The organism is Amycolatopsis taiwanensis DSM 45107, from assembly GCF_000519205.1.
Taxonomy (GTDB): Bacteria; Actinomycetota; Actinomycetes; order Mycobacteriales; family Pseudonocardiaceae; genus Amycolatopsis_E; species Amycolatopsis_E taiwanensis.
Genome location: NZ_JAFB01000008.1, coordinates 156,936 through 182,476, shown reverse-complemented (window position 1 = coordinate 182,476; position 25,541 = coordinate 156,936). Strand labels below are relative to the sequence as shown.

General features: G+C 69.6%; 23 protein-coding genes and 1 pseudogene. 11 read left to right on the top strand and 13 right to left on the bottom strand.

Translation table 11 applies throughout. From position 1 onward, the window contains the following. Positions 1-260 precede the first annotated feature (260 nt). Positions 261-1,205: an NADP-dependent oxidoreductase gene (locus A3CU_RS0107745; protein ID WP_027941816.1), complete on the top strand. Its 945-nt coding sequence runs from the start codon at positions 261-263 to the stop codon at positions 1,203-1,205. A gap of 206 nt (positions 1,206-1,411) precedes the next feature. Here the strand turns inward: A3CU_RS0107745 and A3CU_RS0107740 are convergent, their stop codons facing one another. Further along, on the bottom strand, positions 1,412-2,368 hold the full coding sequence (locus A3CU_RS0107740; RefSeq protein WP_027941815.1) for an extracellular catalytic domain type 1 short-chain-length polyhydroxyalkanoate depolymerase: 957 nt from the start codon (positions 2,366-2,368) through the stop codon (positions 1,412-1,414). Between the two features lie 210 nt (positions 2,369-2,578). Between A3CU_RS0107740 and A3CU_RS0107735 the strand changes: the two genes are divergently transcribed. Beyond that, positions 2,579-3,859 (top strand): 3-hydroxybutyrate oligomer hydrolase family protein, encoded by a 1,281-nt coding sequence (locus tag A3CU_RS0107735; RefSeq protein WP_027941814.1) that lies wholly within the window; start codon positions 2,579-2,581, stop codon positions 3,857-3,859. 37 nt (positions 3,860-3,896) lie between these two features. Here A3CU_RS0107735 and A3CU_RS0107730 read toward each other — a convergent pair whose 3' ends face one another. From A3CU_RS0107730 to A3CU_RS0107720, 3 genes are read right to left on the bottom strand one after another with little or no spacing between them, the layout of a single operon-like run. Then, a complete protein-coding gene (locus A3CU_RS0107730; protein WP_027941813.1) occupies positions 3,897-5,684 on the bottom strand; it encodes a helix-turn-helix domain-containing protein in 1,788 nt (595 codons plus the stop codon). Between the two features lie 12 nt (positions 5,685-5,696). Further along, positions 5,697-7,067 carry an MFS transporter gene (locus tag A3CU_RS0107725; protein ID WP_052371554.1) on the bottom strand — a complete coding sequence of 457 codons (1,371 nt, stop codon included), beginning with the start codon at positions 7,065-7,067 and terminating at the stop codon, positions 5,697-5,699. Between the two features lie 48 nt (positions 7,068-7,115). Beyond that, complete coding sequence (locus A3CU_RS0107720; RefSeq protein ID WP_043840750.1) at positions 7,116-7,874, bottom strand: 3-hydroxybutyrate dehydrogenase; 759 nt, start codon at positions 7,872-7,874, stop codon at positions 7,116-7,118. Positions 7,875-8,459: 585 nt separating this feature from the next. Between A3CU_RS0107720 and A3CU_RS0107715 the strand changes: the two genes are divergently transcribed. The 4 genes from A3CU_RS0107715 (at position 8,460) to nrfD (ending at position 14,222) form a co-directional block, all read left to right on the top strand. Next, positions 8,460-8,903 carry a hypothetical protein gene (locus A3CU_RS0107715; protein ID WP_342668900.1) on the top strand — a complete coding sequence of 148 codons (444 nt, stop codon included), beginning with the start codon at positions 8,460-8,462 and terminating at the stop codon, positions 8,901-8,903. A gap of 119 nt (positions 8,904-9,022) precedes the next feature. After that, positions 9,023-12,310: a formate dehydrogenase gene (gene fdh, locus A3CU_RS0107705; protein ID WP_156960276.1), complete on the top strand. Its 3,288-nt coding sequence runs from the start codon at positions 9,023-9,025 to the stop codon at positions 12,308-12,310. A gap of 2 nt (positions 12,311-12,312) precedes the next feature. Then, entirely contained in the window at positions 12,313-13,206 is an 894-nt protein-coding gene (locus tag A3CU_RS0107700; protein ID WP_027941807.1) for a 4Fe-4S dicluster domain-containing protein, read from the top strand. Next, positions 13,203-14,222: an NrfD/PsrC family molybdoenzyme membrane anchor subunit gene (gene nrfD / locus A3CU_RS0107695; RefSeq protein WP_052371530.1), complete on the top strand. Its 1,020-nt coding sequence runs from the start codon at positions 13,203-13,205 to the stop codon at positions 14,220-14,222. Before A3CU_RS0107700 ends, nrfD begins: the two co-directional genes overlap by 4 nt. Positions 14,223-14,250: 28 nt before the next feature. Here the strand turns inward: nrfD and A3CU_RS52240 are convergent, their stop codons facing one another. The 3 genes and pseudogenes from A3CU_RS52240 to A3CU_RS43800 form a co-directional block, all read right to left on the bottom strand. After that, positions 14,251-14,409, bottom strand: a complete 159-nt coding sequence (locus A3CU_RS52240) for a hypothetical protein (protein ID WP_156960275.1) — start codon at positions 14,407-14,409, stop codon at positions 14,251-14,253. A 58-nt stretch (positions 14,410-14,467) separates the two neighbouring features. Continuing rightward, positions 14,468-14,740, bottom strand: a complete 273-nt coding sequence (locus A3CU_RS0107685; RefSeq protein WP_027941805.1) for a hypothetical protein — start codon at positions 14,738-14,740, stop codon at positions 14,468-14,470. A 471-nt stretch (positions 14,741-15,211) separates the two neighbouring features. After that, positions 15,212-15,571: pseudogene (locus tag A3CU_RS43800) on the bottom strand (YybH family protein); the annotation flags it as partial. Positions 15,572-15,680: 109 nt separating this feature from the next. Here A3CU_RS43800 and A3CU_RS43795 point away from each other — a divergent pair. Beyond that, positions 15,681-16,070, top strand: coding sequence for a winged helix-turn-helix transcriptional regulator (locus tag A3CU_RS43795; protein ID WP_245616918.1), 390 nt, complete (start codon positions 15,681-15,683; stop codon positions 16,068-16,070). Between the two features lie 35 nt (positions 16,071-16,105). On the opposite strand, the gene paaE is transcribed toward A3CU_RS43795, so the two are convergent. The 6 genes from paaE to paaZ are packed head-to-tail and all read right to left on the bottom strand — an operon-like array spanning position 16,106 to position 21,953. Further along, positions 16,106-17,227 (bottom strand): 1,2-phenylacetyl-CoA epoxidase subunit PaaE, encoded by a 1,122-nt coding sequence (paaE, locus tag A3CU_RS0107670; protein ID WP_027941804.1) that lies wholly within the window; start codon positions 17,225-17,227, stop codon positions 16,106-16,108. A 1-nt stretch (position 17,228) separates the two neighbouring features. Continuing rightward, complete coding sequence (gene paaD, locus A3CU_RS0107665; protein ID WP_027941803.1) at positions 17,229-17,735, bottom strand: 1,2-phenylacetyl-CoA epoxidase subunit PaaD; 507 nt, start codon at positions 17,733-17,735, stop codon at positions 17,229-17,231. Continuing rightward, positions 17,729-18,673, bottom strand: coding sequence for a 1,2-phenylacetyl-CoA epoxidase subunit PaaC (gene paaC, locus A3CU_RS0107660; protein ID WP_027941802.1), 945 nt, complete (start codon positions 18,671-18,673; stop codon positions 17,729-17,731). Before paaC ends, paaD begins: the two co-directional genes overlap by 7 nt. A 13-nt stretch (positions 18,674-18,686) precedes the next feature. Then, positions 18,687-18,986 (bottom strand): 1,2-phenylacetyl-CoA epoxidase subunit PaaB, encoded by a 300-nt coding sequence (paaB, locus tag A3CU_RS0107655; RefSeq protein ID WP_043840775.1) that lies wholly within the window; start codon positions 18,984-18,986, stop codon positions 18,687-18,689. Continuing rightward, complete coding sequence (paaA, locus tag A3CU_RS0107650) at positions 18,961-19,914, bottom strand: 1,2-phenylacetyl-CoA epoxidase subunit PaaA (protein ID WP_043840749.1); 954 nt, start codon at positions 19,912-19,914, stop codon at positions 18,961-18,963. The genes paaB and paaA overlap by 26 nt, the downstream gene beginning before the upstream one ends. Beyond that, positions 19,911-21,953, bottom strand: coding sequence for a phenylacetic acid degradation bifunctional protein PaaZ (gene paaZ / locus A3CU_RS0107645; RefSeq protein WP_027941799.1), 2,043 nt, complete (start codon positions 21,951-21,953; stop codon positions 19,911-19,913). Before paaZ ends, paaA begins: the two co-directional genes overlap by 4 nt. A gap of 126 nt (positions 21,954-22,079) precedes the next feature. Here paaZ and paaI point away from each other — a divergent pair, with 126 nt between their 5' ends. The 4 genes from paaI to A3CU_RS43790 all read left to right on the top strand — a co-directional run bounded on the left by paaI (position 22,080) and on the right by A3CU_RS43790 (position 25,520). After that, on the top strand, positions 22,080-22,469 hold the full coding sequence (paaI, locus tag A3CU_RS0107640; RefSeq protein ID WP_027941798.1) for a hydroxyphenylacetyl-CoA thioesterase PaaI: 390 nt from the start codon (positions 22,080-22,082) through the stop codon (positions 22,467-22,469). A gap of 2 nt (positions 22,470-22,471) precedes the next feature. Beyond that, positions 22,472-23,821 (top strand): phenylacetate--CoA ligase PaaK, encoded by a 1,350-nt coding sequence (gene paaK / locus A3CU_RS0107635; protein ID WP_027941797.1) that lies wholly within the window; start codon positions 22,472-22,474, stop codon positions 23,819-23,821. Next, positions 23,818-24,438 (top strand): TetR/AcrR family transcriptional regulator, encoded by a 621-nt coding sequence (locus A3CU_RS0107630; protein ID WP_027941796.1) that lies wholly within the window; start codon positions 23,818-23,820, stop codon positions 24,436-24,438. The genes paaK and A3CU_RS0107630 overlap by 4 nt, the downstream gene beginning before the upstream one ends. Positions 24,439-24,584: 146 nt before the next feature. Further along, positions 24,585-25,520 (top strand): hypothetical protein, encoded by a 936-nt coding sequence (locus A3CU_RS43790; protein WP_052371528.1) that lies wholly within the window; start codon positions 24,585-24,587, stop codon positions 25,518-25,520. Positions 25,521-25,541: the final 21 nt, after the last annotated feature.

Here is a 25,541-nt window from a genome sequence, read left to right as displayed (position 1 = left end):
TTGGCGTCCGGAAAGGGATACGCAATCCGTTCCGGCGCGCGCCGTTGACATGCGCACATTCCGCGCCCCGCACCCCTCCGGTCACCCGTGTCCCCGCCTCAAGCACCCGTGTCCCCGCCCCAGGCACCCGAGTTCCCGCTCCAGGCACCCGAGTTCCCGCCCCAGGCACCCGAGTCCCTGCCTCAAGCACCCGAGTTCCCGGTTCAGACACTCATGTGTGACGAAGGAATATCGGACGGCGCGACCGGGTTGTCGGCGACATGGCTACCGCAGTCGTCGCCACCGGATACGGTGGACCGGAACATCTGGCCGTGGTCGAGCGGGAGGTCCCCGCGCCGGGGACGGGCGAGGTCACCCTCGAGGTCAAGGCGGCCGGGGTGAACCCGATCGACTTCAAGCTCTACGGCGGCACGTTCGGGCGCGATCCGGCCCGGTTGCCCATGCCGCTGGGCCTGGAGGTATCGGGGGTGATCACGGCCGTCGGCGAGGCGGCCTCCGGACCCGCCGGTCCCTTGGCCGTGGGAGACGAGGTCGTCGCCTATCCGGTGAGCGGCGGCTATGCCACCGAGGTCACCGCCAAGGCGTCGGTCGTGGTGCCGAAACCGAGTGAGGTGTCCTGGGATGCCGCCGCCGGACTGCTGCTCGCGGGCGGAACCGCGGTCCACGCCCTGGCCCGGCTCGGTCTCCGGGAAGGCGAGACTCTCGTGATACACGGCGCGTCCGGCATGGTCGGCCTGCTGGCCCTGCAACTCGCCGTCGCGGCCGGGGTCAACGTCATCGGCACGGCCAGCGAGAAGCGGCACGAATTGTTGCGGCAGCACGGCGCGGTACCCGTCGCCTACGGCAACGGATTACTCGAACGGTTGCGCGCGGCCGCTCCGTCCGGAGTGGACGCTGTCTTCGACGTGGCCGGCACCGAGGAGGCCATCGACGCTTCACTGGAACTGGTTCCGGATCGCGACCGCATCGTCTCGGCCGTCGCCTTTTCCCGCGGAGACACCGGAATCCAGTTGATCGGGAGCGGCCCGGGAGCCGACCCGGGCACCGAGATCCGCGCCCAGGCCTGGCGGCAGTTGCTTCCGGCAGCCGGGCAGCGACGGCTGGAGGTTCCGATCGCGCGCGTCTTCCCGCTGGCCGAGGCCGCCGAGGCGCACCGGCTGGCCGCGACCGGCCACCCCGGCGGGAAGATCGTGCTCCATCCCTGACGGCCCGTTCCGCACCCGAAAGGCGGGTTCGGGCGCCTGAGCGCAGAACTCAGGCGCCCGAAGCGGGGACACACGCCTTAACCCGTAACTCGGCCGCATTAACCCGGAACTCAGGTGCCTGAACCCGGAACTCAGGCGCCTGAACCCGGAACTCAGGCGCCTGAAGCGGGAACTCGGGCGCCTGAGGCGGGGACACGCCGGGTGGGTCAGGCGGGGAACAGGGACCAGGATGTGCTGAGGCGGTAGGCGGCGCACAGGTTGACGTCAAGCAGGTACGCACCGGCCTGACCGCACTGGGTGGCACCAGTACCGGGGTCGACGGGCTGGCCGTGGCCCATGCCGGTGATGGCGTAGGTCTCGACCACGGTACGACCCGAGGCGTCGCGGTAGACGGCGTGCGGGTACCCGGCCACGGTGTCGGTCGCGGACGGCGTGGTGGAGATGCCGTGCACCGCGGTCCACTGGTCCACCAGCTCACGCTGGTTCGCCGGGGCGACGGTGAAGTCGGCGGTGCCCTGCCAGATGCTGACGGTCGGCCATGGCCCGGTGTACGACGACGCGGCGCGCACCTTCGCCGCCCACTGGTCCGGGGTCAGGTCCTTGCCGGGATACATGCAGGTGTACGCGTCCACCACACTGCTGGCGCAGCCATACGGCAGCCCTGCGACGACGCCGCCGCCGGCGAACAGGTCCGGGTAGGTCGCCAGCATCGCTGCGGTCATGCCGCCGCCCGCCGACAAGCCCGTGACGTAGACCCGCGTCGGGTCGGCCGCGGAATCGGCGAGTGCCCACCGCACCATCTGCGCGATGGACTCCACCTCGCCCTGGCCCCGGGTGATGTCGCCGGTCTGGAACCAGTTGAAGCACTGGGTGAAGTTGTTCGCCGAGGTCTGCTGCGGCAGGACGAGCGTGAACCCGGCACGCTGAGCCAACTCGACCCACCCCGAACCCTGGCCGTAGCCGGCAGCGTTCTGGGTGCAGCCGTGCAGCGCCACCACCACGGGCCGCCCCGCGGCCAGCCCGTCCGGCTTGTACTCGAACATCTGCAGCGCACCAGGATTCCCACCGAACCCGGTGACCTGCCGGATCGTCGCGGCCGACGCGGGCGCTGCCCCCATCGCCAGTGCCGCCATCAATGCCAGGAACAACAGTAGTCGGCGCATGGCCGATCACCTCCTTGTGATCAGGTGCGTACTCAGGGTAAGAGCAGCCGACACCGCAACTCGACGGTCTGGACCAACACAGTCGTGCCTGCCTTTGTGGTGGCGGCAACCATGGTCGCCGCCCCCCTGTCGCCCTACCGTTGCCCGGTGGGGACAAGGAGGTTCGCCGTGCCGAGCAAGTTCGCGCTGGTGTTCACCGCGCTTATCGCCGTGACCGTGCCGGCTCCCGCGGCCGCCGGCCAGGGATGTGCCGCGGCGGCGGTTCCCGGTGCCGCATACCAGGAATCGGCCTGCCTGACCGACCTGACCACGACGGGCACGCTGGCCAGTGGTCACACCGTGGCCGCGGACTGGGCCGGTCTCACCTCGGCCGGGCTGCCGGTGCCGCCGCCGGTGCCGGGAACGCAGGTCGACGGCTACTTCCCCGACGATTCCACCACCAACACCAACCACGGCTGGAACCACGACGCCCAGTTCGTGCTGCGACTGCCGCGGAACTGGAACGGCGGGCTGGTGGTCAGCGGATCACCGGGAAACCGCCGCCAGTACGCCAACGACCGCGCGATCGGCGACCATGTGCTCGCCGAGGGATACGCCTTCGCCGCCACGGACAAGGGAAACACCGGCGCGGAATTCTTCACCGACGGCCACCGGCCCGGCGATGCAATGGTGGAGTGGAACTTCCGCCTCACCCAGCTCACCATCGCGGCGAAGGCCGCCGCGACCCGCTACTACGGCCACCCGCCGTCCCGCACCCTCGCCGCGGGCCTGTCCAACGGCGGCTACCTGGTGCGCTGGCAGCTGGAGAACCGGCCCGAACTCTACGACGGCGGGGTCGACTGGGAAGGGACACTGTGGACCCAGCAGGACAACCTGCTGACCTTCCTTCCCCCCGCTCTGCGCGCTTATCCCGACTCACCGGAGTCCATTGTGGAGACTGGATTCGCACCGGGTTCGCAGTTTCTGTGGGACTACCACTACCAGTTCTACTGGGATCTGACACAACGCATCTACCGCGAGGAGTTCGACCCCGGCTACGACGGCGAGCTGGCCGCCGGGATCCCGTTCTGCACCAGCGGAACCCCGTTCTGTGACGCCGACTACGACTACGCCTCCCGTCCAGCCGCGGTGCATCGCGCCGTCGAGCGGATCGCACTCACCGGCCGGATCTCCCGGCCATTGATCACCATCCACGGCACGCTGGACACGTTGTTGCCGATCGCCCGGGACTCCGACGTCTACGACCGGATGGTCCAGGCGGCGGGCCGGGAGTCGCTGCACCGGTATTACCGCATCGAGGACGGCAATCATGTCGACGGCCTGGTCGACACCCATCCCGACCGGCTGCGCCCGCTCGCGCCCTGTTTCCGCACCGCCGTCGACGACTTGACGGCCTGGCTCGCCGGTCAGCAGCCACCGCGTTCCACGACGGTCCCCCGCCCGGCCGGCGCCTCACCGGCTCAGCTGGCGGCGTCCTGTGCACTGTCCTAAGAGGTCCCAGCAAGTGTGGGGGCCGAGCCCCACCGGGCTAAGGAGACGATCTCATCCGGTGCAGCTGAAGCGCGAGCTGGATCTCCAGGGCCCGCGACGGAGCCTGCCAGTCCTCGCCGAGCAGCGAGGAGATCCGATCCAGCCGCTGCACGACGGTGTTGACGTGGACATGCAGCGCGTCCTTGGCGCGGGTCAGGTTGCCGCCGGCGGCGAAGTAGGCATCCAGGGTGTGGGTGAGCTCCGTGCCGCGGCGGGTGTCGTAGTCGAGCACCGGCCCCACCGTGCGGCGCACGAATCCGTTCAGGTCCGCGCGATCGCCCAGCAGGACCCCGAGAAAGCCGAGTCCGGTGGCGGACGCGCCCTCACCCGCGCGGCCCAGTGCCAACAGTGCCCGCAGGCAGCGCAGCGCTTCGGCATGGGCCTGGCCGATCGCCGACGGGCCGCGCGCGGGCCCGGCCGCGCCGACCGTCACGACATCGTCCACAGTGGAACCCAGCTGAGCGGCGACGCGGCGGGAAAGCGATTCCGGATCTTCGGCGCGCACCAGCAGTACGACTTCGTCGGCGTGGTTTCCGGCGAGCGCGGCGTGCCGGGCCGCGGCCATCGCCAGCCGCGTCCGCGAGACGTTCTCCGCGTGGGCGATCAGGACGGCGTGGGGCTCGGTGAGATCGACCCCGAGCCGCTCCGCCCTGGCCAGCAACGCCGCCGGGTTGCGACCAGGCGCGGTGAGCAGGTCGTTCAGCAGTTCGCCGCGCACCTCGTCCTCGGCCTTGGCCACCGACCGCCGCAGCATCAGCAGCAACGCGGTGACCACCGCGGCCCGCTCGAACAGCCGGCGGTCGGCGTCGACGAGTCGTTCCCGCCCGGACAGCACGATGCTGCCCAGCGGTTCGCCGCCCGCCTGCACCGCGCACACCCAGGAACCGGCGGTGGCGACGGAACGCCCCGTGGCACGGGACGCGGCGATCGCCGCCGAGGACGGCTTGGGTAGCGCCTCGCCCACACGCGCGAGTTCGCCCCCTTCGGCGTCGTACACGCCGATCGAGCCGTGCAGCACATCGGCCACGGCGCCCGCCACGTCAGGCACATCGCCGCCACGCAGCACGAGGTCCATCAGGCGGTCGTGCGCGTCCTCCGCCCGTTGCATCGCCGCGCTGTGCGAACTGATCTCCGCCAGCAACCGGGCGTTGTCGAGTGCGATCGCCGCGTGGTCGGCGAGCGACGACAACAGCGCGACCTCGTCGGGGCTGAATTCGCGCGGGGTGCGGTCGGCCGCGTAAAGCACACCGATCACCTTCCCGCCGCCCAGCGACAGCGGCACGCCGAGGATCGCGGCCAGCCCCTCGTCGCGCACCGCGTCGTCGATGGGCCCGGTATGCCGGAACCGGCTGTCGAAGAAGTAGTCGCGGCTCGCATACGGGCGGGCGGTCTGTGCCACCAGGCCGCCGAGCCCGTCGCCCATGCCCAGCACGACCTCTTTGAACAGCTGGGACACGCAGCCGTCGGTCACCCGCATGTTGGTCAGCCCGGCGGCTTCGTCGTTGAGCGACAGGTACGACACATCCGCCCCGAGCAAGGTCCGGGCCCGGCGGACGATCGAGCGCAACACCGCGTCCGGGTCCCGCAGCCGGGCCAGGTCACTCGCCGTGTCGAACAGCGCGGCCAGCTCCGCCTCCCGGCGGCGGTGCCCGCTCAGCGTGGCATGAACGCGCAGCGCCAGCTCGGTCGCCTTGCCCAGCTCGGGGTTCGCCGCGCCTACCTCGGCCAGTTGCTCACTGCTCGCCCCGGTGGCGAGCAGGTCGAGCAACCGCAACAGATCGTGCACCGGTTCAGGATCTCACTGCGCGGCCGGCGCGGCGGCGGACTCCTCCGCGGTCGCGTCGTCGCGCAGCGAGGTCCGCGCGGTCTCCCGCGCGCTGACCAACGCGATGATCGTGATCACGCACATGGCGACCACGTACAGGGAGACCGCCATGGTGCCGTGGAAGGCGTCGAACAGCGCGACCGCCACGATCGGCGCCAGCGCACCGGCCGCGATGGACGACAGCTGTCCACCCACCGACAGGCCCGTGTACCGGAAGCGGGTCGGGAACTGCTCGGCGAAGAACGCGGCCTGCGGCCCGTACATCGCGCCATGCAGCAGCAGGCCGATGGTGGCCGCAACCGTGATCAGCGCGGGCGAGCGGGTGTCCATCACCGCGAAGAACCCGAAGGCCCAGCCCACCATGCCGACCGCACCGAACAGGTAGACCGGCTTGCGCCCGACCCGGTCGGACAGCGCGCCCCACAGCGGAATCGTCACGAAGTGCACCGCCGAGGCGATGAGCACGGCGTTGAGGCCGACGGACTTGCTCAGGCCCAGCCCGTTGGTGACGTAGACGAGGATGAACGCGGTGAGCACGTAGTAGGAGACGTTCTCGGCCATCCGGGCACCGATCGTGACCAGCACCTGTCGCCAACCGTGCCGGAACACCTCCAGCACCGGGACGTGGCGCTCCGCGCGCTGCTGTGCCCGCCGCTGGGCGTCGAGGAAGACCGGCGACTCGGTCACCGTGAGCCGGATCCACAGCCCGATCATCACGAGCACCCCGGAGAGCAGGAACGGGATCCGCCAGCCCCACGAGGAGAACGCGGCGTCGGACTGGACCGCGGCCAGAATCGCGAGGACGGCGGTCGCCAGCAGGTTCCCGCCGGGCGCGCCGCACTGCGGCCACGATGCCCAGAACCCACGGCGCTTGTCGTCCCCGTGCTCGGACACGATGAGCACCGCGCCGCCCCACTCGCCGCCCAGCGCGAAGCCCTGGACCAGCCGCAGCGCCGTGAGCAGCAGCGGCGCCGCCGCGCCGACGGCGGCATAGGTGGGCAGCAGGCCCATCGCGCAGGTCGAGCCACCCATCAGCAGCAGGCTGAACACCAGCAACCGCTTCCGGCCCACCTTGTCACCGAAGTGTCCGAACACCACGCCGCCCAGCGGCCGGGCGAGGAACCCGATGGCGTAGGTCGCGAACGACAACAACGTGCCGGTGAGCGGTGAAGCGGACGGGAAGAACAGCTTGTTGAACACCAGCGCCGCCGCGGAGCCGTAGAGGAAGAAGTCGTACCACTCGATGGTGGTGCCGATGAGGCTGGCGGCGACGACCTTGGCAATGGACTTGGAACCCGGTTCGGGGGGACGGCGGGTCGAGCCGGATCCAGACGCGCTCGGCACGGTCAACACTCCTTTGTGTCGCGATGTCTCGGTGGGTGAAGGGAAATTTCAGGAAGCGGTCCAGCCGCCGTCGAGCGGCAGCGAGACGCCGGTCAGCCGCGCGGCGTGCGGGCCGCACAGCCACCGGACGAGTTCGGCGACCTCCGCCGGGTCGACCAGCTGTTTGATCGCGGCGCGGCGCAGCAGCACCTGGTCCACCACCTCCGCCTCGGGCATGCCGTGGGCCTCGGCCTGTGCGCTGATCTGGTCGCGTACCAGCGGGGTGTCCACGTAGCCGGGGTTGACGCAGTTGCTGGTGACCCCGTGCGGGGCGCCCTCCAGCGCGGCCACTTTGGACAGTCCTTCGAGCGCATGCTTGGCGGTCACGTAGGCCGCCTTGAACTCGCTGGCCCGCAACCCGTGCACGCTGGAAATGTTGACGATGCGGCCGAAGCGTCGCGCGTACATGTGCGGCAGCACCTTGCGGATGAGCAGGAACGGCGCGGTGACCATGACCTGCTGCATGCGCGTGAAGATCTCGGGCGGGAACTCCGGCAGCGGGGCGACGTGCTGGAATCCGGCGTTGTTGACGAGAATGTCGACCTCGGCGGGCAACGCGTCGACGGCGGCCGGGTCGGCGAGGTCGGCGGCATGCGCCCGGCCGCCGGTTTCGGCCGCGACCTCCTTGGCCGCCGTGCCGTCGAGGTCCACCACGTGGACCGTGGCACCGGCGCCGGCCAGCGTGCGGGCGCAGGCCCGGCCGATCCCGCTGCCGCCACCGGTGACCAGGGCGATCCGCCCGTCCAACCGGTCGGAAGAAGAGCTCATAGCGCCTGACCGTAAGCCCAGGGGGACGCCGGTGCCATGTGGATCAGCACCACACCTGCGCGCCCCCACATGGTGCTGTCCCCCACCACTCAACCCCCGCGTGTCCCCGGCCCAGGCCCGCGAGTTCCCGGCTCAGGCCCGCGAGTTCCCGGCCCAGGCCTGCGAGTTCCCGGTTCAGGTGCGGTTCGGCGCTCGGTTTCTTCTTCCGCGGGCAGATCGATGTCGAACCGGGCCGCTCGCAAGCTTGCCGCGGCCTGCGCCGGGATCTCGGCCAGATCGGGTTCGGTCACCTCCCCGCCACTGGTCGCGGGCAGGGCACGCGCCGCGGCGCCGGGGTGTAGCACTGGATCCGGCGCCGGAACGGCATGTTCGGCCGGTTCTTCGGCCTCGGACGGCACCGGCACAGCGCTCATCGCCTCGGTCGTCACTGCCGGCCCGTCCGTCACCGTGGCATCTTCGCTCGAGCCCACCGCTTCCTGACCTCCACGATTCCATCGTCGCCGCCGGAACCCTCCACCGCCACCGGCCGGGTACCGCGTTTACCTGTGAACCAGCGGGTACCCGCTCGGCATGTGGAGTCCGCTGGTGCGAGGCGCACTTGCCGGCGCGGCCGGCACCACGGCCCTGAACGCGGTCACCTACCTGGACATGGTGCTGCGCGGGCGTCCGGCCAGCAGTACGCCGGAAACCTCCATCGACCGGTTGTCCGCGGCGGTCGGCGTCCCGATACCCGGCGACGAGGGGCACCGGCCGAACCGCCTGTCCGGCCTCGGCGCACTGCTGGCCATCTTCATCGGCATCGCCGTAGGCGCCGGCTACGGCCTCGCGCGCCAACTCGGCTGGCGCCCGCCGCTCGCGTTGGGGGCGGCCAGTGCCGGCCTGGCGGCGATGGTCGGTGCCAGCGCGCCCATGACGGTGCTCGGTGTGACCGACCCACGCACCTGGCGTCTGGCCGACTGGGTCGCCGATGTGGTGCCGCACCTGGCCTATGGCGTGGTTACCGTAGCCACCTACCGGGCGACTGAGTAAGGGGGACAGACAAAGACCTGAACGTCCACAAGGCACGCACATCGGCAAGGATCTGGCCCGTGACGATTGGATTCGGCGAAATCGGGGTAGACCGGGACCGACTACGCGGGAGGTCAAGGATGGTCACGCCACGGTGGATACAGCAGATCCAGCAGTGGCCGGTGTACCGGCAGTTCACCGACGGTGACGCGAGTGGCCGCGGCGCCGCCGCCAAAAGTGCGGTCAGCGACCGGCTGACCCCGCGCACGGCGACGGCGGACAAGGTGGTCAAGTCGGTCTGCCCGTACTGTGCCGTCGGTTGCGGTCAGAACGTCTACGTCGAGCGTGGGAAGGTCACCCAGATCGAAGGCGACCCGGACTCCCCGGTCAGCCGTGGCCGCCTGTGCCCGAAGGGCTCGGCGAGCCTGCAGCTGACCACCGGCCCGGGGCGCGAGTACCGGGTTTACTACCGGCGTCCATATGGGACGGAGTGGGAGAGCCTCGACCTCGATACCGCGATGGACATGATCGCCGAGCGGACCATCGCCAGCCGCGCGAAGAGCTGGGAGTGGGAGCACGGCGGCGTGCGCACCCGGCGCACCATGGGCATCGCGAGCCTGGGCGGCGCCACTTTGGACAACGAAGAGAACTATCTGATCAAGAAGCTCTTCACGGCGCTCGGCGCGATCCAGATCGAGAACCAGGCCCGTATTTGACACTCCTCCACGGTTCCCAGTTTGGGGACCTCCTTCGGCCGTGGCGGCGCCACGACGTTCCAGCAGGATCTGGCCAACTCGGACTGCATCGTGATCCAGGGCTCGAACATGGCCGAGTGCCATCCGGTCGGGTTCCAGTGGGTGATGGAGGCCAAGGCGCGGGGCGCGAAGGTGATTCACGTCGACCCGCGGTTCACCCGGACCAGCGCGATGGCCGACCTCCACGTCCCGCTGCGGGCCGGCTCGGACATCGTTTTCCTCGGCGGCATCATCCGCTACGTCCTGGAGAACGAAAAGTACTTCCGGGACTACCTGCTCGCCTTCACGAACGCGGCCGCCATCCTCACCGAGGAATACCGCGATCCGGAGGACCTCGATGGCGTCTTTTCCGGGCTGGATCGGGAAAACCGCACCTACGACCACCGGACCTGGCAGTACGAGGGCGCCGAGGTGCAGGCCGCCTCGGGCCACCGTGAGCAGGAGTGGGACGAGCGGACCCGCAAGGGCGCGATAAAGGAAGCCGCCCGCGGCGAGGCACACGGTTCGGGCGGCGCGGAGGCCGGTGCCGAACCGCATCGGGACGAGACGCTGCAACACCCGCGGTGCGTGTTCCAAGTGCTCAAACGCCACTACGCCCGGTACACGCCGGAAGTCGTCGAGCAGGTCTGCGGCGTTGGCCAGGACACCTTCCGGCAGGTGTGCGAACTGCTGGCGGAGAACTCCGGCCGCGACCGCACAAGCTCGATCGCCTACGCGGTCGGCTGGACCCAGCACACCGTCGGCGTCCAGTACATCCGGACGGCCGCGATCCTGCAGACCCTGCTCGGCAACATCGGCCGTCCCGGCGGCGGCATCATGGCGTTGCGCGGGCACGCCTCCATCCAGGGGTCGACGGACATCCCGACGCTGTTCAACCTGCTGCCCGGCTACATCCCGATGCCGCACGCGCACACCAACGAGAACCTGGAAACCTTCATCCAGGCGGAGTCGACGTACAAGGGCTTCTGGGGCAACATGCGCTCCTACCTGGTGAGCCTGCTCAAGGCCTACTGGGGCGTGGCGGCCCGGCCCGACAACGACTTCTGCTTCGACTACCTGCCCCGCCTCACCGGCAGCCACAGCACCTACGAAACCGTTCAGGCACAGATGGAGGGCGAGTGCTCGGGCTACTTCCTGTTCGGCGAGAACCCGGCGGTCGGTTCGGCGAACGCGAAGATGCAGCGGCTCGGCATGGCCAACCTGGACTGGCTGGTGGTGCGGGACTTCTCCCTGATCGAAAGCGCGACGTGGTGGAAGGACGGGCCGGAGATCGAAACCGGTGAGCTGCGCACCGAGGACATCCGCACCGAGGTGTTCTTCCTGCCCGCCGCCACCCACACCGAGAAGGACGGCAGCTTCACCAACACGCAGCGCATGCTGCAGTGGCACCGGCAGGCCGTCGAGCCCGCCGGAGACGCCCGCAGCGATCTGTGGTTCACCTACCATCTGGGCCGCAAGATCCGGGAGAAGCTGATCGCCGCGGCCATGGCAGAGTCCACTTCGGACGAACAGCGGGAGCGGGACCGGCCGGTTGTCGAGCTGGCCTGGGACTACCCGACCAAGGGTGAGCTCGCCGAGCCCGACGCGGAGGCCGTGCTGGCCGAGATCAACGGCTGGGACGCCGAAGGCCTCCCGCTGAGCAGTTACGAGCAGCTGAAGCCGGACGGGTCCACCAGCTGCGGCTGCTGGATCTATTGCGGGGTCTACCAGGACGGCGTCAACCAGGCCGACCGCCGTAAGCCCGGCGAGGAGCAGGACTGGGTCGCGAGCGAATGGGCGTGGGCCTGGCCGGCCAACCGGCGCATCCTCTACAACCGCGCCTCGGCCGACCCGGACGGCAAGCCGTGGAGTGCGCGAAAGGCGCTGGTGTGGTGGGACGCCGGGCAGAAGAAGTGGACCGGGTACGACGTGCCCGACTTCAAACCGACCAAGCCGCCGGACTTCGTGCCCGAGCCCGGCGCGACCGGCCCCGACGCGCTCAGCGGCACCGACGCGTTCATCATGCAGTCCGACGGCAAGGCCTGGCTGTTCGTGCCCACCGGCCTGGTGGACGGGCCGTTGCCCACGCACTACGAGCCCCAGGAATCGCCGGTGCCCAACCTGCTCTACCGGCAGCAGCACAACCCCGTCCGCCAGATCCTGCAGAACCCGCACAACCGGCTGCAACCCAGCGGCGACGATCCGGGCGCCCGGGTGTTCCCGTACCCGGTGACCACCTACCGGCTCACCGAACACCACACCGCGGGCGGGATGTCGCGCTGGCAGTCCTACCTGTCCGAACTGCAGCCGGAAATGTTCTGCGAGGTCTCGCCGGAGCTGGCGGCCGAACGCGGCCTCGAGCATCTCGGCTGGGCCACCATCGTCACCGCCCGCACCGCGATCGAGGCCAGGGTGCTGGTGACCGACCGGATTCCGCCGCTGGTCGTGCAGGGCCGCACGATCCACCAGGTCGGCCTCCCCTACCACTGGGGCCCCAACGGGCTCATCACCGGAGACGCGGCCAACGAACTGGTCGGGCTGTCGCTGGACCCGAACGTGCACATCCAGGAGGTCAAGGCGTTTACCTGCGACATCCGGCCCGGCCGGCGGCCGCGCGGCCCGGCGCGGGTCGAGCTGGTGCTGGCCTACCAGCGCCGCGCGGGCATCACCGACGAGACAGGGCTGGAGATCTGAAGATGACCGATCCCGCGACGCTGAGCGGCTATCGCGACCATCCGCCCCGGGTGGGGTTCTTCACCGACACCACGGTGTGCATCGGCTGCAAGGCGTGCGAGGTCGCCTGCAAGGAGTGGAACGCCATACCCGACACCGGTTTCGAGCTGACCGGGATGTCCTACGACAACACCGTGGGGCTGGGCGCCAACGCCTGGCGGCATGTGGCCTTCATCGAGCAGCGAAAGCCGATGGTGCGCCAGGACGCCGCGATGCACCAGGACCTCGACGTGCTGGAAATGGCCTCGAACGGCACGGCCCCCGCGGCGGGAGACGGCGAGTTCCGCTGGCTGATGGCCTCGGACGTGTGCAAGCACTGCACGCACGCGGCCTGCTTGGACGTCTGCCCCACCGGAGCCCTGTTCCGCACCGAATTCGGCACCGTGGTGGTGCAGGAGGACGTCTGCAACGGTTGCGGCTACTGCGTTCCGGCCTGCCCGTACGGAGTGATCGACCAGCGCAAGGGCGACGGGCGGGTGTGGAAGTGCACCATGTGCTACGACCGTATCGGCGACGGCCTCGAGCCCGCCTGCGCCAAGGCCTGCCCCACCGACTCCATCCAGTTCGGACCGCTCGAGGAGCTGCGCGACCGGGCTCGGCAACGGGTCGGGCAACTGCACGACGCGGGCGTGACCGACGCGCGGCTTTACGGCGAGAGCCCGGATGACGGGGTCGGCGGCGACGGTGCGTTCTTCCTGCTCCTCGACGAACCGGAGGTCTACGGCCTGCCACCGGATCCGGTGGTGACCACCCATGACCTGCCCGACATGTGGCGGTGTGTGACCAAGGCCGCGGTGACGCTGCTCGGCGGGGCCGTCGCCGCGTTCGCCGGAGCGATGATCGGAAGGCGGAAATGAGCCGGAAAGAAACCCGGAAAGAGACGCTGGAGCAGGCCGAGGAACAAGTTCCCACGATTCGGTCCGGTCGTGCGACGCTCACCGATTTCGTGACCGGCCGCAAGCGCCGCCGGGGCGAGCGGGCCGTCGTACCCGAGGCGGAGTTCAGTTCCTACTACGACAAACCGGTCCTCAACCCGCCGGTCTGGCGGTCACCCGAGATCCCGGGCTACCTGTTCCTCGGCGGACTGGCCGGGGCCTCGTCGCTGCTGGGTGCCGGTGCTCACTTCACCGGTGACCGCACGGTCGCGACCGCGGCCAAGACCGGGGCGCTGGGCGCGATCACGCTGTCCGTGGTGGCGCTCGTCGCCGACCTCGGCCGCCCTATGCGCTTCGTCAACATGCTTCGCGTCTTCAAGCCCTCGTCCCCGATGAACATCGGTTCCTGGGTGCTCGCCGGGTACGGGCCGCTCGCCGGGGCGTCCGCGTTCTCGGCCATCACCGGAAAACTGCCGAAGATCGGCGCCGTCGCGACCGGTGGCGCGGCCCTGCTCGGCCCGGCCGTGGCCGCGTACACGGGGGCGCTCGTCAGCGACACGGCGGTGCCGGCGTGGCACGACGGCTACCGGGAGATGCCGTTCGTGTTCGTCGGTTCCGGTGCCACCGCGGCCGGCGGCCTGGGACTGCTCACCGCGCCGGACGACGAGAGCGCGCCGTCACGCAACCTCGCGCTGTTCGGCACGGCGCTGGAACTGGCCGCGTTCGGGCGGATGCACAAACGCCTGGGCATGGTCGCCGAGCCCTATCGGGCGGGCCGGGGCGGAAAGTACATGCGGGCGACCGAGATCCTGTCGCTGGCCGGGCTGGCGGGTGCCGTGCTGGGGCGCCGGAGCGGGATCCTGCGGCGGCTGGCCGGCGCGGCGCTGATCGCCGCTTCCGCGTGCACGCGCTGGGGCGTGTTCCACGCCGGCAAGCAGTCGGCCAAAGACCCGAAGTACACCGTGGTGCCGCAACGGCAGCGGCTCCGGGACCGGTGACGGTCCCGGAGCCGCTGCGGTCAGCGCGTCAGTTCGCTGGCGGCGTGGCTACGTCCGACGGGTCGGGTTCGTCGTCCGGCCACGCGAGCAGGTCGATGGTTTCGGGGACATCGAGCCAATGGTTGGCCATTGCGAACATCACGTGGAACGTCACCCGGATCGGGTAGGTGACGGCTCGGATCAGCATTGGCTTCTCCGTTGCGGGGAGGGCGGGGATGGTGCGGGGTTCGGAGCGCCGAGACGGCTTACGCCGCCGCGGACAGGGGGGCCAGCGCCGCGGCGCCGGCCTTGGTGAGGTGCACTGGCCGCTCCAGCGGGCCCAGGCGCCGCTCGGGCGTGACCAGGCCGAGGTTGGCCAGCCGCTCGAGCACGTCGGTCTCTGGCTGCGGCACCAGGCCGGCTTCGGTCCCGTCGGGCCCGCGCCAGCGGTATCCGGCCGGGCCGCCCCAGGTGCCGGGGTGGAACAGCACCTCGTCAGCCGCCACGTGTTGCAGGGCGTTCAGTTCGTGGTCGTTCATCTCGCATACCTGTGTCGTACCGGGGTTTAATCAAAGTCTTCACCAAGAGAAGGTAAAGAAACATCCGGTGAATTACCTAAAAAGGTACGGAAGCAGGTACCTAATCGCCCAAGAGCCAACGCCACGCGGTCAGCCGAGCACTCAGCGCCCCTGACGCGCCCACGGGGTGCGGCATCGAGCAAAGAATATCAGGAGAAACAAGTGCGAGCAGCAGTGCCCCACCGTCGGTGACCACCGGCACATCCTCGCTTCCACCCAATCCGAGACAGGTACCGCAATGCGCGAGGACACCGGCAACCGGGCGCCGTCCCCCGAACTGCTACGCGACTTCCCGCACCTGCACCAGGTCGCCTCCACCTTCCGCCAACTGTCCGATGAGGATACCCCGCCGACAATCAGCGGAAGGGCTGAGCCGCGCCGGTCAAGCGCTCAGACCCGCTGCCGCGCCCACGGGGTGCGGCAGCGGACGTCTCATGAGGTCGGTTCCGCGGTCGCCTCGGAAACCAGTTGCCGTGAGGCGGTGCCGAAGGGGTTGTCGATCGCGTATCGCCAACGGCCATCCGAGCCCCGTCGGGCAACATCGGTGGCGGTGCCCTCGACGCGCACCGGCTGCCCGTCGCGGCCGGTACCGTCGATGATCCAATCCACGATCAACAACGCCAGGTCTCCGTTGCGGTAGACGTGCCGCGGGCTGACCCTGATCGGAATGCCAAGATCCTGCAGCCGGCTGTTGGCGGCATGGAGGTCCGGCCCGGTCACCGGCATGCCCGGCCCCGCGACCAGGACCGCCGGGTCTTCGTAGACCTGCGCCAGTGCGGCGGCATCGCCACTGTTGAAACACCTCGGGCACTTCTTCGGGCCGGCGGGCCAGCTCTTGCATGATCGATGTCCTTACCGTTCTCCGATGATGGAAGCGATCCGCACTGTAGGAGGTGCTCTCGTGGCTCACCAAACGGTTGGCTACCCGCCTGGACTGCCCGACGATCCGCACGCCCATGTCGAGGTGCCGACGCCTGCCTGTCCAGTGGAGATCACGCTGGCGGTCCTGCAGGGTCGCTGGACTACCTTGGTGCTGCGCGAACTGTTGCGCGGCGGCCGCGCCTACAGCGAACTTCGCCAAGCTCTGCCCAAACTGTCGGACAAGGTGCTTTCCGATCGCCTTGCACGGCTTTGTGCACTGGGCATCGTTGAGCGTGACCGCCGGGCCGGCTGGCCGCCACAGGTGCACTACGCACTCACGACGCGTGGTCAGCGCCTCGGCCCGGTCCTGCAAGCCATGTGGGACTGGGGAGTCCAGGGCGCTGACCGATCGACCGAGTCGCGGAGCTGACCGTCCCGGCAAGGCCGCGGAGCTGGACCGCGAAGTCAGCGGGCGTCGTAGTCGACGGTGAGGGTCTCGGACACCGGCACCGACTGGCAGGTCAGCACGAACCCCGCGTCGACCTCCGCCTCCTCGAGGGCGAAGTTGCGGCGCAGGTCCACCTTGCCGCTCGTCACCTTCGCCCGGCAGGTGCCGCACACCCCGCCCTTGCACGCGAACGGGAGGTCGGGCCGGAACCGTTGCGCGGAGTCGAGCACCGGTGTGTCCCGTGGCAGGGCGAGCGTCGTGGACCGGCCGTCGAGCACGACCGTCACGTCGCTGGTGAGGCCATCGACGGGCGCTTCGGCGTGCTGGACCGGGGGCGGCGGTTCGTCCACATAGAACAGTTCACGATGGATCCGATCGCCGGGAACACCGTTGTCCCGCAACAGTTCTCGCGCGCCCTGGATCATCTCCCACGGCCCGCACAGCCACCAGTGGTCCACCGCCGAGACGTCCCGGAACAGCGCCAGCAGATCGCGCAGCTTCGCCGGGTCCAGCCGCCCGGTGAACAGTTCGACCTCGCGCGGCTCTCGGGAGAGCACGTGCACGAGTTCGAAGCGGTCGGGATAGGTGTCCTTGAGATCGGCCAACTCGTCGGCGAACATCACGGTGTCGGTGCGCCGGTTTCCGTAGAGCAGGGTCACCGTGGTGTTCTCCTCGCGCAGCACGGTCGCCGCGATGGACAGCACCGGCGTGATCCCCGACCCAGCGGCGATCAGCACGTGGTGGGCCGGGGCCGGGCTGTGACTGCTGGGCGCTCCGCTCCCGGACCCCGGCTGGGAAGACCCCAAGGCCTGCTCCGGGGTGAACGTGCCGGTGGGGGTGCCGACCTCGATCTCCTCCCCCGGCCGCACCTGGTGCACCAGCCACTGTGAGAACAGCCCGCCCGGCACCTCCCGCACACCGATCCGGGGCCGCGCGCCTTCCGGCGCGCAGATGGAGTAGGACCGCCGCTCGTCCCGGCCGTCCACCCGGCGGCGCAGGGTGAGCGTCTGACCGGCCCGGAACGCGTAGGACCCGGCCAGTTCGGGCGGCACGTCGAAGGTCACCGCGACGGCGTCGTCGCACAGGCGGCTCACCTCGGCCACCCGGAGGCGGTGGAAGTTCGCCCGAAGTCCGGTCACCTCAGATCTCCTTGACGTGCTCGAAAGGTTCGCCGCAGGCGCGGCAGCGGCGCAGTGATTTGCACGCGGTGGCGCCGAATTCCGACCGCAGCTCGGTGTCGTCCGCGCCGCATCGCGGGCACGGGACCCGCCGGCGCGGCGGGCCGAGGGTGAGCGGGATCCGCCCGGCCGGCCGATCCGGCGCGGCGCCGGGCGGGGCGATTCCCGCTTCGGCCAGCTTGCGGCGGCCGTCGGCGGTGATCCAGTCGCTCGACCACGCCGGCTGCAGCACCGTCCGCACCTCGACCTCGGGGTAGCCGGCGCGCGTCAGCGCGTGCACCAGATCGTCGCGCATGGTGTCCATAGCGGGACAGCCCGTGTAGGTGGGCGTGATCGACACGACCACCTTTCCGTCCACTTCGGACACTTCGCGGAGCACGCCGAGGTCGGCCAGGGTGAGCATGGGCAACTCGGGATCGGTGACCGTCCCGGCCACCGCGCGCGCCCGCGCCGCCACGCCGGTCACCATGTCGCCTCCGGGTGTGCCCTGGCCACGCTCTGCAGCACGGCGAGCAGGTAGCCCATGGCCTCGGTGTGCACGCCGTGCCGCCCGGTCCGGCCGCCGACCCCGGCGCGGGGGGTCTGGGGGCTTGCCCCCAGTCGGGGGTGTGGGGGCGGCGCCCCCGCAGGGCAGAGTGTCTGGGGGCTCGGCGCCGCCAGCCCCGCCGCCGCGAACACCTGCCCGAGCACGTCGTCGAACTCCTCACGCACGGCCGTGGGATCGACGCCGACGCCCGCACTGGCCATCCGCAGCTCGACCTCGTGCGGCACGAACAGTTCCGGCACATATGGCCATACCGCGGCCAGTCCGGCCCGCATTCGTTCACGCGAGTAGTCCGTGCCGTCGCCGAGCCGGACGGCCCATTGCGCGGCGTAGTCCCGGTGGTAGGTGACCTCCTTGACGCCCTTGTCCGCGATCCCCGCGAGCACCGGGTCACGCGAGGTTCGCAGCCGATCCAGCAAGGCGAGCCGCCAGGTGGAGAAGACCAGCAGCCGGGCGGTCAGCTCGCCGAAGTCGCCGCGCTCCAACTCGGCCAGGTGCACGTTGCGGAACTCGTGCTCCGGGCGGAAGAAGGCGAACTCGTCCTCACCGCGGTCGCTGCCGTCGGCCTTGCCGGCCCTGGTCAGCAGCAGCCGGGCCTGGCCGAGCAGGTCCAGCGCGATGTTGGCCAGCGCGACCTCGTCCTCCAGCTCGGGTGCGTACGTGCACCACTCCTGCAAGCGGTGGGACATGATGAGCGCATCGTCGCCCAGCATCAGGCAGTACGTGGCCAGCTCCGCGCCATCCACTTCGGACGGCACCGAAGTATCCACCCCGGACAGTGGGTCGCTGAACCCGGTGCCGAACGCCCAGCGGGTGTCGTCCGGGGTCTCACTCAGCGCCTCGTAAGCGTTGTCAAAAGACACAGCAGGACATCCCTTACATGTGTGGGACGTTGTCGGGAATGTCGTAGAACGTCGGGTGCCGGTACACCTTGTCGCCGCTCGGCGCGAAGAACGGGTCCTTCTCGTCCGGACTGGACGCGGTGATGTCGGCGGAACGCACGACCCAGATGCTCACGCCCTCGTTGCGACGGGTGTAAAGGTCGCGCGCGTTGCGCAAGGCCATCTGGCCGTCGGCCGCCCGCAACGAGCCGACGTGCACGTGGTTCAGGCCCCGCTTGCCACGCACGAAAACCTCGAACAAAGGCCACTCACTCACTGGTGTTCCTCCTCGCATGCGCGGCCGCCGCCTCGCGGACCCACGCGCCGTCCTCGTGCGCATGCCGCCGATGCGCCACGCGCTGCACATTGCACGGCCCGTCCCCGGAGACCACCCGCTTGAACTCGGCCCAGTCGATCTCGCCGAAGTCGTAGTGGCCACGCGCCGCGTTCCACTTCAGCTCGTCATCGGGCAGCGTCACCCCCAGCACCTCGGCCTGCGGCACGCTCATGTCGACGAACCGTTGCCGCAACTCGTCGTTCGTGTGCCGCTTGATCTTCCACGCCATCGACTGCGCGGTGTTGGGGGATTCGGCATCGGGCGGGCCGAACATCATCAGCGACGGCCACCACCACCGGTTCACCGCGTCCTGCACCATTTCGCGCTGTCCCGGGGTGCCCTTCATCATCGTCATCAGCAGTTCGAAGCCCTGCCGCTGGTGGAACGACTCCTCCTTGCAGATCCGGATCATCGCGCGGGCGTAGGGACCATAGGAGCTGCGGCACAACGGAACCTGGTTGCAGATCGCCGCGCCGTCCACCAGCCAGCCGATGACGCCGACGTCGGCGAAGGTCAGCGTCGGGTAGTTGAAGATCGACGAGTACTTCTGCCGCCCGGTGATCAAGCGGTCGGTCAGTTCGCCGCGGTCCGCGCCGAGGGTCTCCACCGCGGAGTACAGGTAGAGGCCGTGGCCGGCTTCGTCCTGCACCTTCGCCAGCAGAATCGCCTTGCGCCGCAACGTCGGGGCCCGCGTGATCCAGTTGCCCTCCGGCTGCATGCCGATGATCTCCGAATGCGCGTGCTGCGCGATCTGCCGGACCACCGTCCGCCGGTAACCCTCGGGCATCCAGTCCCGCGGCTCGATCCGCTGATCGTCTCCGATCGTGCGGTCGAAGTGCTGCTGGAGATCCTCTTCGGACGCTGTCAGCGTCGTTTGCGCTGTCATCGGTTCTCCTTGGCCACGAGGGTCAACACGTCGTACTTTGCAACGGACGCATTGTCCGAATTGGTCACGTCGGCGTCCCAGCGGACCTCGCCGTAGTCCGCGTTCTCCCGCGGCGTGATCTGCTTGGCGGTCAAGGTCACGGTCAGTTCGTCACCGGGCTTGACCGGGGTCAAAAACCGCAGGTTCTCCAGGCCGTAGTTGGCCAGCACCGGCCCCGGCTCGGGCGAAACGAACAACCCGGCCGCGAACGACACGACCAGGTAGCCGTGCGCCACGATCCCGCCGAACAGCGGGTTCGCCTTCGCCGCTTCCTCGTCGGTGTGCGCGTAGAACGTGTCACCGGTGAACTCGGCGAAATGATCGATGTCCGCTTGGGACACCGTCCGCGGCCCGGCCACCACCGTGTCACCGATCTTCAACTCCGCCAACGACTTCCGGAACGGGTGGACGCCGGTCTGCCGTGGTGCCCCGGCGACCCACTGCCCGGTCACCGCCGCGAGAACCCCGGGGCTGGCCTGCACCGCCGTGCGCTGCATGTGGTGCAGCACCGCGCGAATGCCACCCAGTTCCTCTCCCCCGCCGGCGCGGCCGGGCCCGCCGTGCACGAGAGCCGGGAGCGGCGAACCGTGACCGGTCGACTCCGCGGCGTCCTCCGCGTTGAGCACCAGCAGCCTGCCGTGCCACGGCGCGACCCCGAGCACGACCTCGCGCGCAAAGTCGGTGTCGCCGGTCACGACCGACCCGGCGAGGCTGCCCTGTCCGCGCGCGGCGAGGTCGATGACCTGCTCGGCGGAGGTGTAGGGCAGCAGGGTGGACACCGGGCCGAACGCCTCCACCTGGTGCGGTTCCGCGCGGTCCGGATCGTCGGCCCGAAGCAGTATCGGGGAGATGAAGGCGCCACGCTCGGCGTCGGCGTCGATCACCTCGACGTGGTCCGGGTCGCCGAACACGACCGTCGCCACGTCGAGCAGCGCCTTGAGCGAGCGGCGTACCTCTTCGCGCTGTTCCAGACTCGCCAGCGCGCCCATCCGCACGTCCGGGTTGGCGGGATTGCCCACCTTGACCCGGGCCAGCCGCTCCCGCACGGCGGCGGCCACGTCGTCCATCAGCGTGGCCGGGACGAAGGCGCGGCGGATCGCGGTGCACTTCTGCCCCGCCTTGACCGTCATCTCGGTGACCAACTGCTTGACGTAGAGATCGAACTCGGGCGTGCCGGGCGTGGCGTCCGGGCCGAGGATCGAGCAGTTGAGGGAGTCGGCCTCGGCATTGAACCGCACCGCCTGACGGACGATCGCCGGATGCGTCCGCAGTTTCGCGGCGGTCGACGCCGAACCGGTGAAGGACACGAGGTCCTGCTCGGTCAGGTGGTCGAGCAGGTCACCGGCGCCGCCGCAGACCAACTGCAGCGCGCCCTCGGGCAGCAACCCGGAGCCGATGATCAGCTCGACGAGCTTCTCGGTGACGTAGGCGGTCTGACTGGCCGGCTTCACCAGGCTCGGCACGCCGGCCACGAACGCCGGGGCGAACTTTTCCAGCGGCCCCCAGACCGGGAAGTTGAACGCGTTGATCTGCACCGCGACGCCCCGCAGCGGGGTTGCCACGTGCTGGCCGACAAAATGGCCGCCCTTGCTCAGCGGCTCGACAGCGCCATCGACGTACACGGTGTCATTGGGCAGCTCGCGCCTTCCTTTGCTGGAATAGGAAAAGAGCGTGCCGATGCCACCGTCCACATCGAACTTCGAGTCGCCGGGCGTGGCGCCGGTCCTGGCCGACAGCGCGTACAACTCGTCGCGGTGCTCGCGCAGGTACGAAGCCAACGCCTTGAGGAGCGCCGCCCGCTGGTGGAAGGTCAGCTCGCGCAGGGCCGGACCGCCCACGCGCCGCCCGTACTCCAGCGCGGCCGCCATATCGATGCCCGCGGAAGAGATCCGCGCGACCTCCTCGCCGGTCACCGCGTCGTGCAACGGCGCCCCTTCAGCGTCGGCGGTCTGCCATGCTCCGCCGACGTAACTGCGCAGCAGCGTCGTGTGCTCGCCCATGAGCCCGGCCTCCTCGGGTCCGCCTGAATTACCAACCGAACGTTCAGGAATTCATGGTAGCCTACCGACATGCCCGACGAAAGGTGCCGGAAGCCGCTCGGCACGGTGCGAGGTAGTGCCTGGACGATGTTCGACGACGACATCGCTTCCCAGTCGCTCGGCATCGAACTGCTCGAAGCCGCCCAGGGACGCGCCGTGGCCAGGATGCGGATCACCGAGCGGATGGTCAACGGGCACGCCATCGCCCACGGCGGCTACCTGTTCCTGCTCGCCGACACCGCTTTCGCCTGCGCCTGCAACAGCCATGGCCCGGTCACCGTGGCCGCGGGCGCGGAGATCTCGTTCGTCACCAGCGCACGCCTCGGCGACCTGCTCGTCGCGACCGCCCAGGAGCGCACCCGTTACGGCCGTAACGGGATCTACGACGTGACCGTGCACCGCGAGACCGGCGGCGGCGCGGATGTCATCGCCGAGTTCCGCGGGCGGAGCCGGGTGATCGAAAGGCAGGAAGGCTGAAGATGACCACCACGCACAACGAGGTGCCCCGGTCGAAGCGACGCGGCCCGGCCCCGGCCGGCGACGAGTTGACCGCGCCCGAGCGGATGAGCGTGGACGAGCTGCGCTCCGTCCAACTGGAACGTCTGCAATGGACACTGCGGCACGCCTACGAGAACGTGCCGGCCTATCGCCGCAAGTTCGACGAGGCCGGAGTGCACCCGCACGACTGCCGGGAACTGGCCGACCTGGCGAAGTTTCCCTTCACCACCAAGGCCGATCTGCGCGAGGGCTACCCGTTCGGCATGTTCGCGGTGCCGCAGGAGCGGCTGCGCCGCATCCACGCCTCCAGCGGGACCACGGGCAGACCCACCGTCGTCGGCTACACCGAAGGCGATCTCGACACCTGGGCGAGCGTGATGGCCCGGTCGATCTACGCCGCGGGCGGCAGGCCGGGCCAGAAGGTGCACGTCGCCTACGGGTACGGGTTGTTCACCGGGGGACTCGGCGCCCACTACGGTGCGGAAAAACTGGGCTGTACGGTGATTCCGGCCTCGGGCGGGATGACCGCGCGGCAGGTGCAGCTCATCACCGACTTCCGGCCCGAGATCATCATGGTCACTCCCACCTACCTGCTCACCATGCTCGACGAGTTCGAGCGGCAGGGCATCGACCCGCGCACCAGCTCACTGCGGGTGGGCATCTTCGGCGCCGAGCCGTGGACCGAGGGGATGCGCGCCGAAATCGAGGACCGGCTGGACATCGACGCGGTCGACATCTACGGACTGTCCGAAGTGATGGGTCCCGGGGTGGCGCAGGAGTGCGTGGAAACCAAGGACGGGCTGCACGTCTGGGAGGACCATTTCTACCCGGAGGTGATCGATCCGATCGACGAGGACGTCCTGCCCGAGGGCGAGACCGGCGAACTGGTGTTCACCTCGCTCACCAAGCAGGCCATGCCGATCATCCGCTACCGCACCCGCGACCTGACCGCGCTGCGGCCCGGCACCGCCCGGTCGGCGTTCCGGCGCATGGACAAGGTAACCGGCCGCAGCGACGACATGATCATCCTGCGCGGCGTGAACGTCTTCCCCACCCAGATCGAGGAGATCGTGCTCGCCACCGGCGGGCTCGCCCCGCACTTCCAGCTCCGGCTGACCCGAGCCAACCGCATGGACCAGCTCACCGTGCTGGTCGAAGCCCGTGCCGACACGCCGGCGGACCGCCGGGCCGGCGCCGCGGTCGAGATCGCCGCCCGCGTCAAGGACGGCGTCGGCGTCACCGTCGGGGTCGAGGTGCTCGACCCGGACACGCTGGAACGCTCGCTCGGCAAGCTGCGCCGGGTGATCGACGAGCGGCCCATGGAACCATGACCGGCGCACCGGGTACCCGGGCTGTCCGGCGGGGCAGACCCGGTTACGACCTGGAAACGTTGCTCGCGGTCGCCGTCGAGGAGTTCAACCGGCGCGGCTACGACGGGACGAGCATGGAGGACCTGTCCCGCAAGCTAGGCATCACCAAGTCCGCGATCTACCACCACGTGTCGGGTAAGCAGGAACTGCTGCGGCTGGCGGTCAATCGCGCGCTGGACGGGCTTTTCGCCGAAGTGGACAAGCTCGGCGCGGTCTCCGGCCGCGCCGTCGACCGGCTCGAACATCTGGTTCGGGGCAGCGTCGCGGTGCTCGCGGAGCAGTTGCCGTTCGTCACGTTGTTGTTGCGGGTACGGGGAAACACCCAAGTCGAGCGGGACGCGCTCGACCGCCGCCGCGAGTTCGACCACATCGTCGGCGACCTGGTGGCCCAGGCCGCAGCCGAAGGAGACCTGCGGGCCGACATCGACCCGCCGACCGCCGCGCGCCTGCTCTTCGGCATGATCAACTCGCTGGTCGAATGGTATCGGCCACGCGGGGGCACCGGCGCGGCCGAACTCGCCGACATCGTCGCCACCGTCGCCTTCGACGGCCTCCGGGTGCGCGGCCGGTCGAACTGAATTTCCGCGGTTCGTCCCGACGCGGCTGCCACACCGAAAGTGCGACCACGGCGCACTAACGGTAGTTGTCCGAACCACGTTGGTCCCCGTCGCGTTCGTAGCCATTGACACAACCAGCTAGTGGTGTTTCAAAGCGGCGGAGCCGCTTGCGGTGGGCCGTTCGGCAGGGCAACTGCGTCAACGGCGCGCACAAGTCGATCTTCGGCCAGTTCGCCTACTGCAACGCGATGGCCTTCTTCGGCCAGGCCAACCAGCGGGTGCAGGACGGCACGCTGAAGGTGCCGCCGCTGGGTGTGGCCAAGGACGGCAAGCCGTGCCCGACCACGCGGGACTTCTCCGTGGTGGACCAGGATCAGAGCGACAACGTGGTGACCCACTACATCGCCACCGGCGACGGGCAGATCGCGCAGAACAACAAGGCCGGCAGAGCCGCCTTGCAGAACCCGGACCGGCGCACGAGGACGATGGCACCGAAGTTCGCCGACCTGGCCAACGGCAGCGACAACCTCCTGTTGACCGCGTTCATCGACCCGGCGCTGGGCTGCGCCCCGTGGACGCTGCCGAACCAGTCCAGCGACGGGGAGCCCTCCGCCGCGCTGCCACTGGACGAGCTCTCCGCCATGGCCGGCCAGCGGGCACCGATCGCCCTGCTGCCGCTGAACAACCCGATGACCCTGAACGGAAACAGGCCCGATGCGGACAAGACGAACCTGTTCCGCACGGGCGTGAACCAAGGCACGATCGGCGGTGGTGGCGACGACGGGGACGGGGCGACGTACTGCCGGAACATGTTCGGCGACCCGGCCGGCATCCAGCGGGTGTTCGACGACCAGGCGATCTTCGTGGGCGCCCCGTCGGTGGACCCGAACATGGCCACCAACCTGTTCACCTTCCTGGCCATGCGCGCGAACGGGTCGTTCACCGAACTCCGCTGTGGCAACCTGCTCGGCGTCCGGAACCCGGTCAAGCTGACCATGGACGGCAACGGCACGGTCAGCGACGCCACGCTGACCCCGCTGGGCCAGACCCCCACGTCGCCGGGGAACAGCGCGCCGGCCACGACCATGACGGCGGGGAGTTGAGGCCGGCCGGTTGCTTGCGCT

Coding starts and splice junctions, on each gene's coding strand:
- A3CU_RS0107740 (WP_027941815.1), bottom strand. CDS start 2,368: ATGCGCCGACTACTGTTGTTCCTGGCATTGATGGCGGCACTGGCGATG.
- paaD (WP_027941803.1), bottom strand. CDS start 17,735: ATGGTGACCGGCGTGGCGGCGCGGGCGCGCGCGGTGGCCGGGACGGTC.
- A3CU_RS0107685 (WP_027941805.1), bottom strand. CDS start 14,740: ATGAACGACCACGAACTGAACGCCCTGCAACACGTGGCGGCTGACGAG.
- A3CU_RS52240 (WP_156960275.1), bottom strand. CDS start 14,409: ATGCTGATCCGAGCCGTCACCTACCCGATCCGGGTGACGTTCCACGTG.
- paaB (WP_043840775.1), bottom strand. CDS start 18,986: ATGCGAGGAGGAACACCAGTGAGTGAGTGGCCTTTGTTCGAGGTTTTC.
- nrfD (WP_052371530.1), top strand. CDS start 13,203: ATGAGCCGGAAAGAAACCCGGAAAGAGACGCTGGAGCAGGCCGAGGAA.
- paaI (WP_027941798.1), top strand. CDS start 22,080: ATGTTCGACGACGACATCGCTTCCCAGTCGCTCGGCATCGAACTGCTC.
- A3CU_RS0107720 (WP_043840750.1), bottom strand. CDS start 7,874: ATGAGCTCTTCTTCCGACCGGTTGGACGGGCGGATCGCCCTGGTCACC.
- paaA (WP_043840749.1), bottom strand. CDS start 19,914: ATGACAGCGCAAACGACGCTGACAGCGTCCGAAGAGGATCTCCAGCAG.
- paaZ (WP_027941799.1), bottom strand. CDS start 21,953: ATGGGCGAGCACACGACGCTGCTGCGCAGTTACGTCGGCGGAGCATGG.
- A3CU_RS0107630 (WP_027941796.1), top strand. CDS start 23,818: ATGACCGGCGCACCGGGTACCCGGGCTGTCCGGCGGGGCAGACCCGGT.
- paaK (WP_027941797.1), top strand. CDS start 22,472: ATGACCACCACGCACAACGAGGTGCCCCGGTCGAAGCGACGCGGCCCG.
- A3CU_RS0107700 (WP_027941807.1), top strand. CDS start 12,313: ATGACCGATCCCGCGACGCTGAGCGGCTATCGCGACCATCCGCCCCGG.
- A3CU_RS0107745 (WP_027941816.1), top strand. CDS start 261: ATGGCTACCGCAGTCGTCGCCACCGGATACGGTGGACCGGAACATCTG.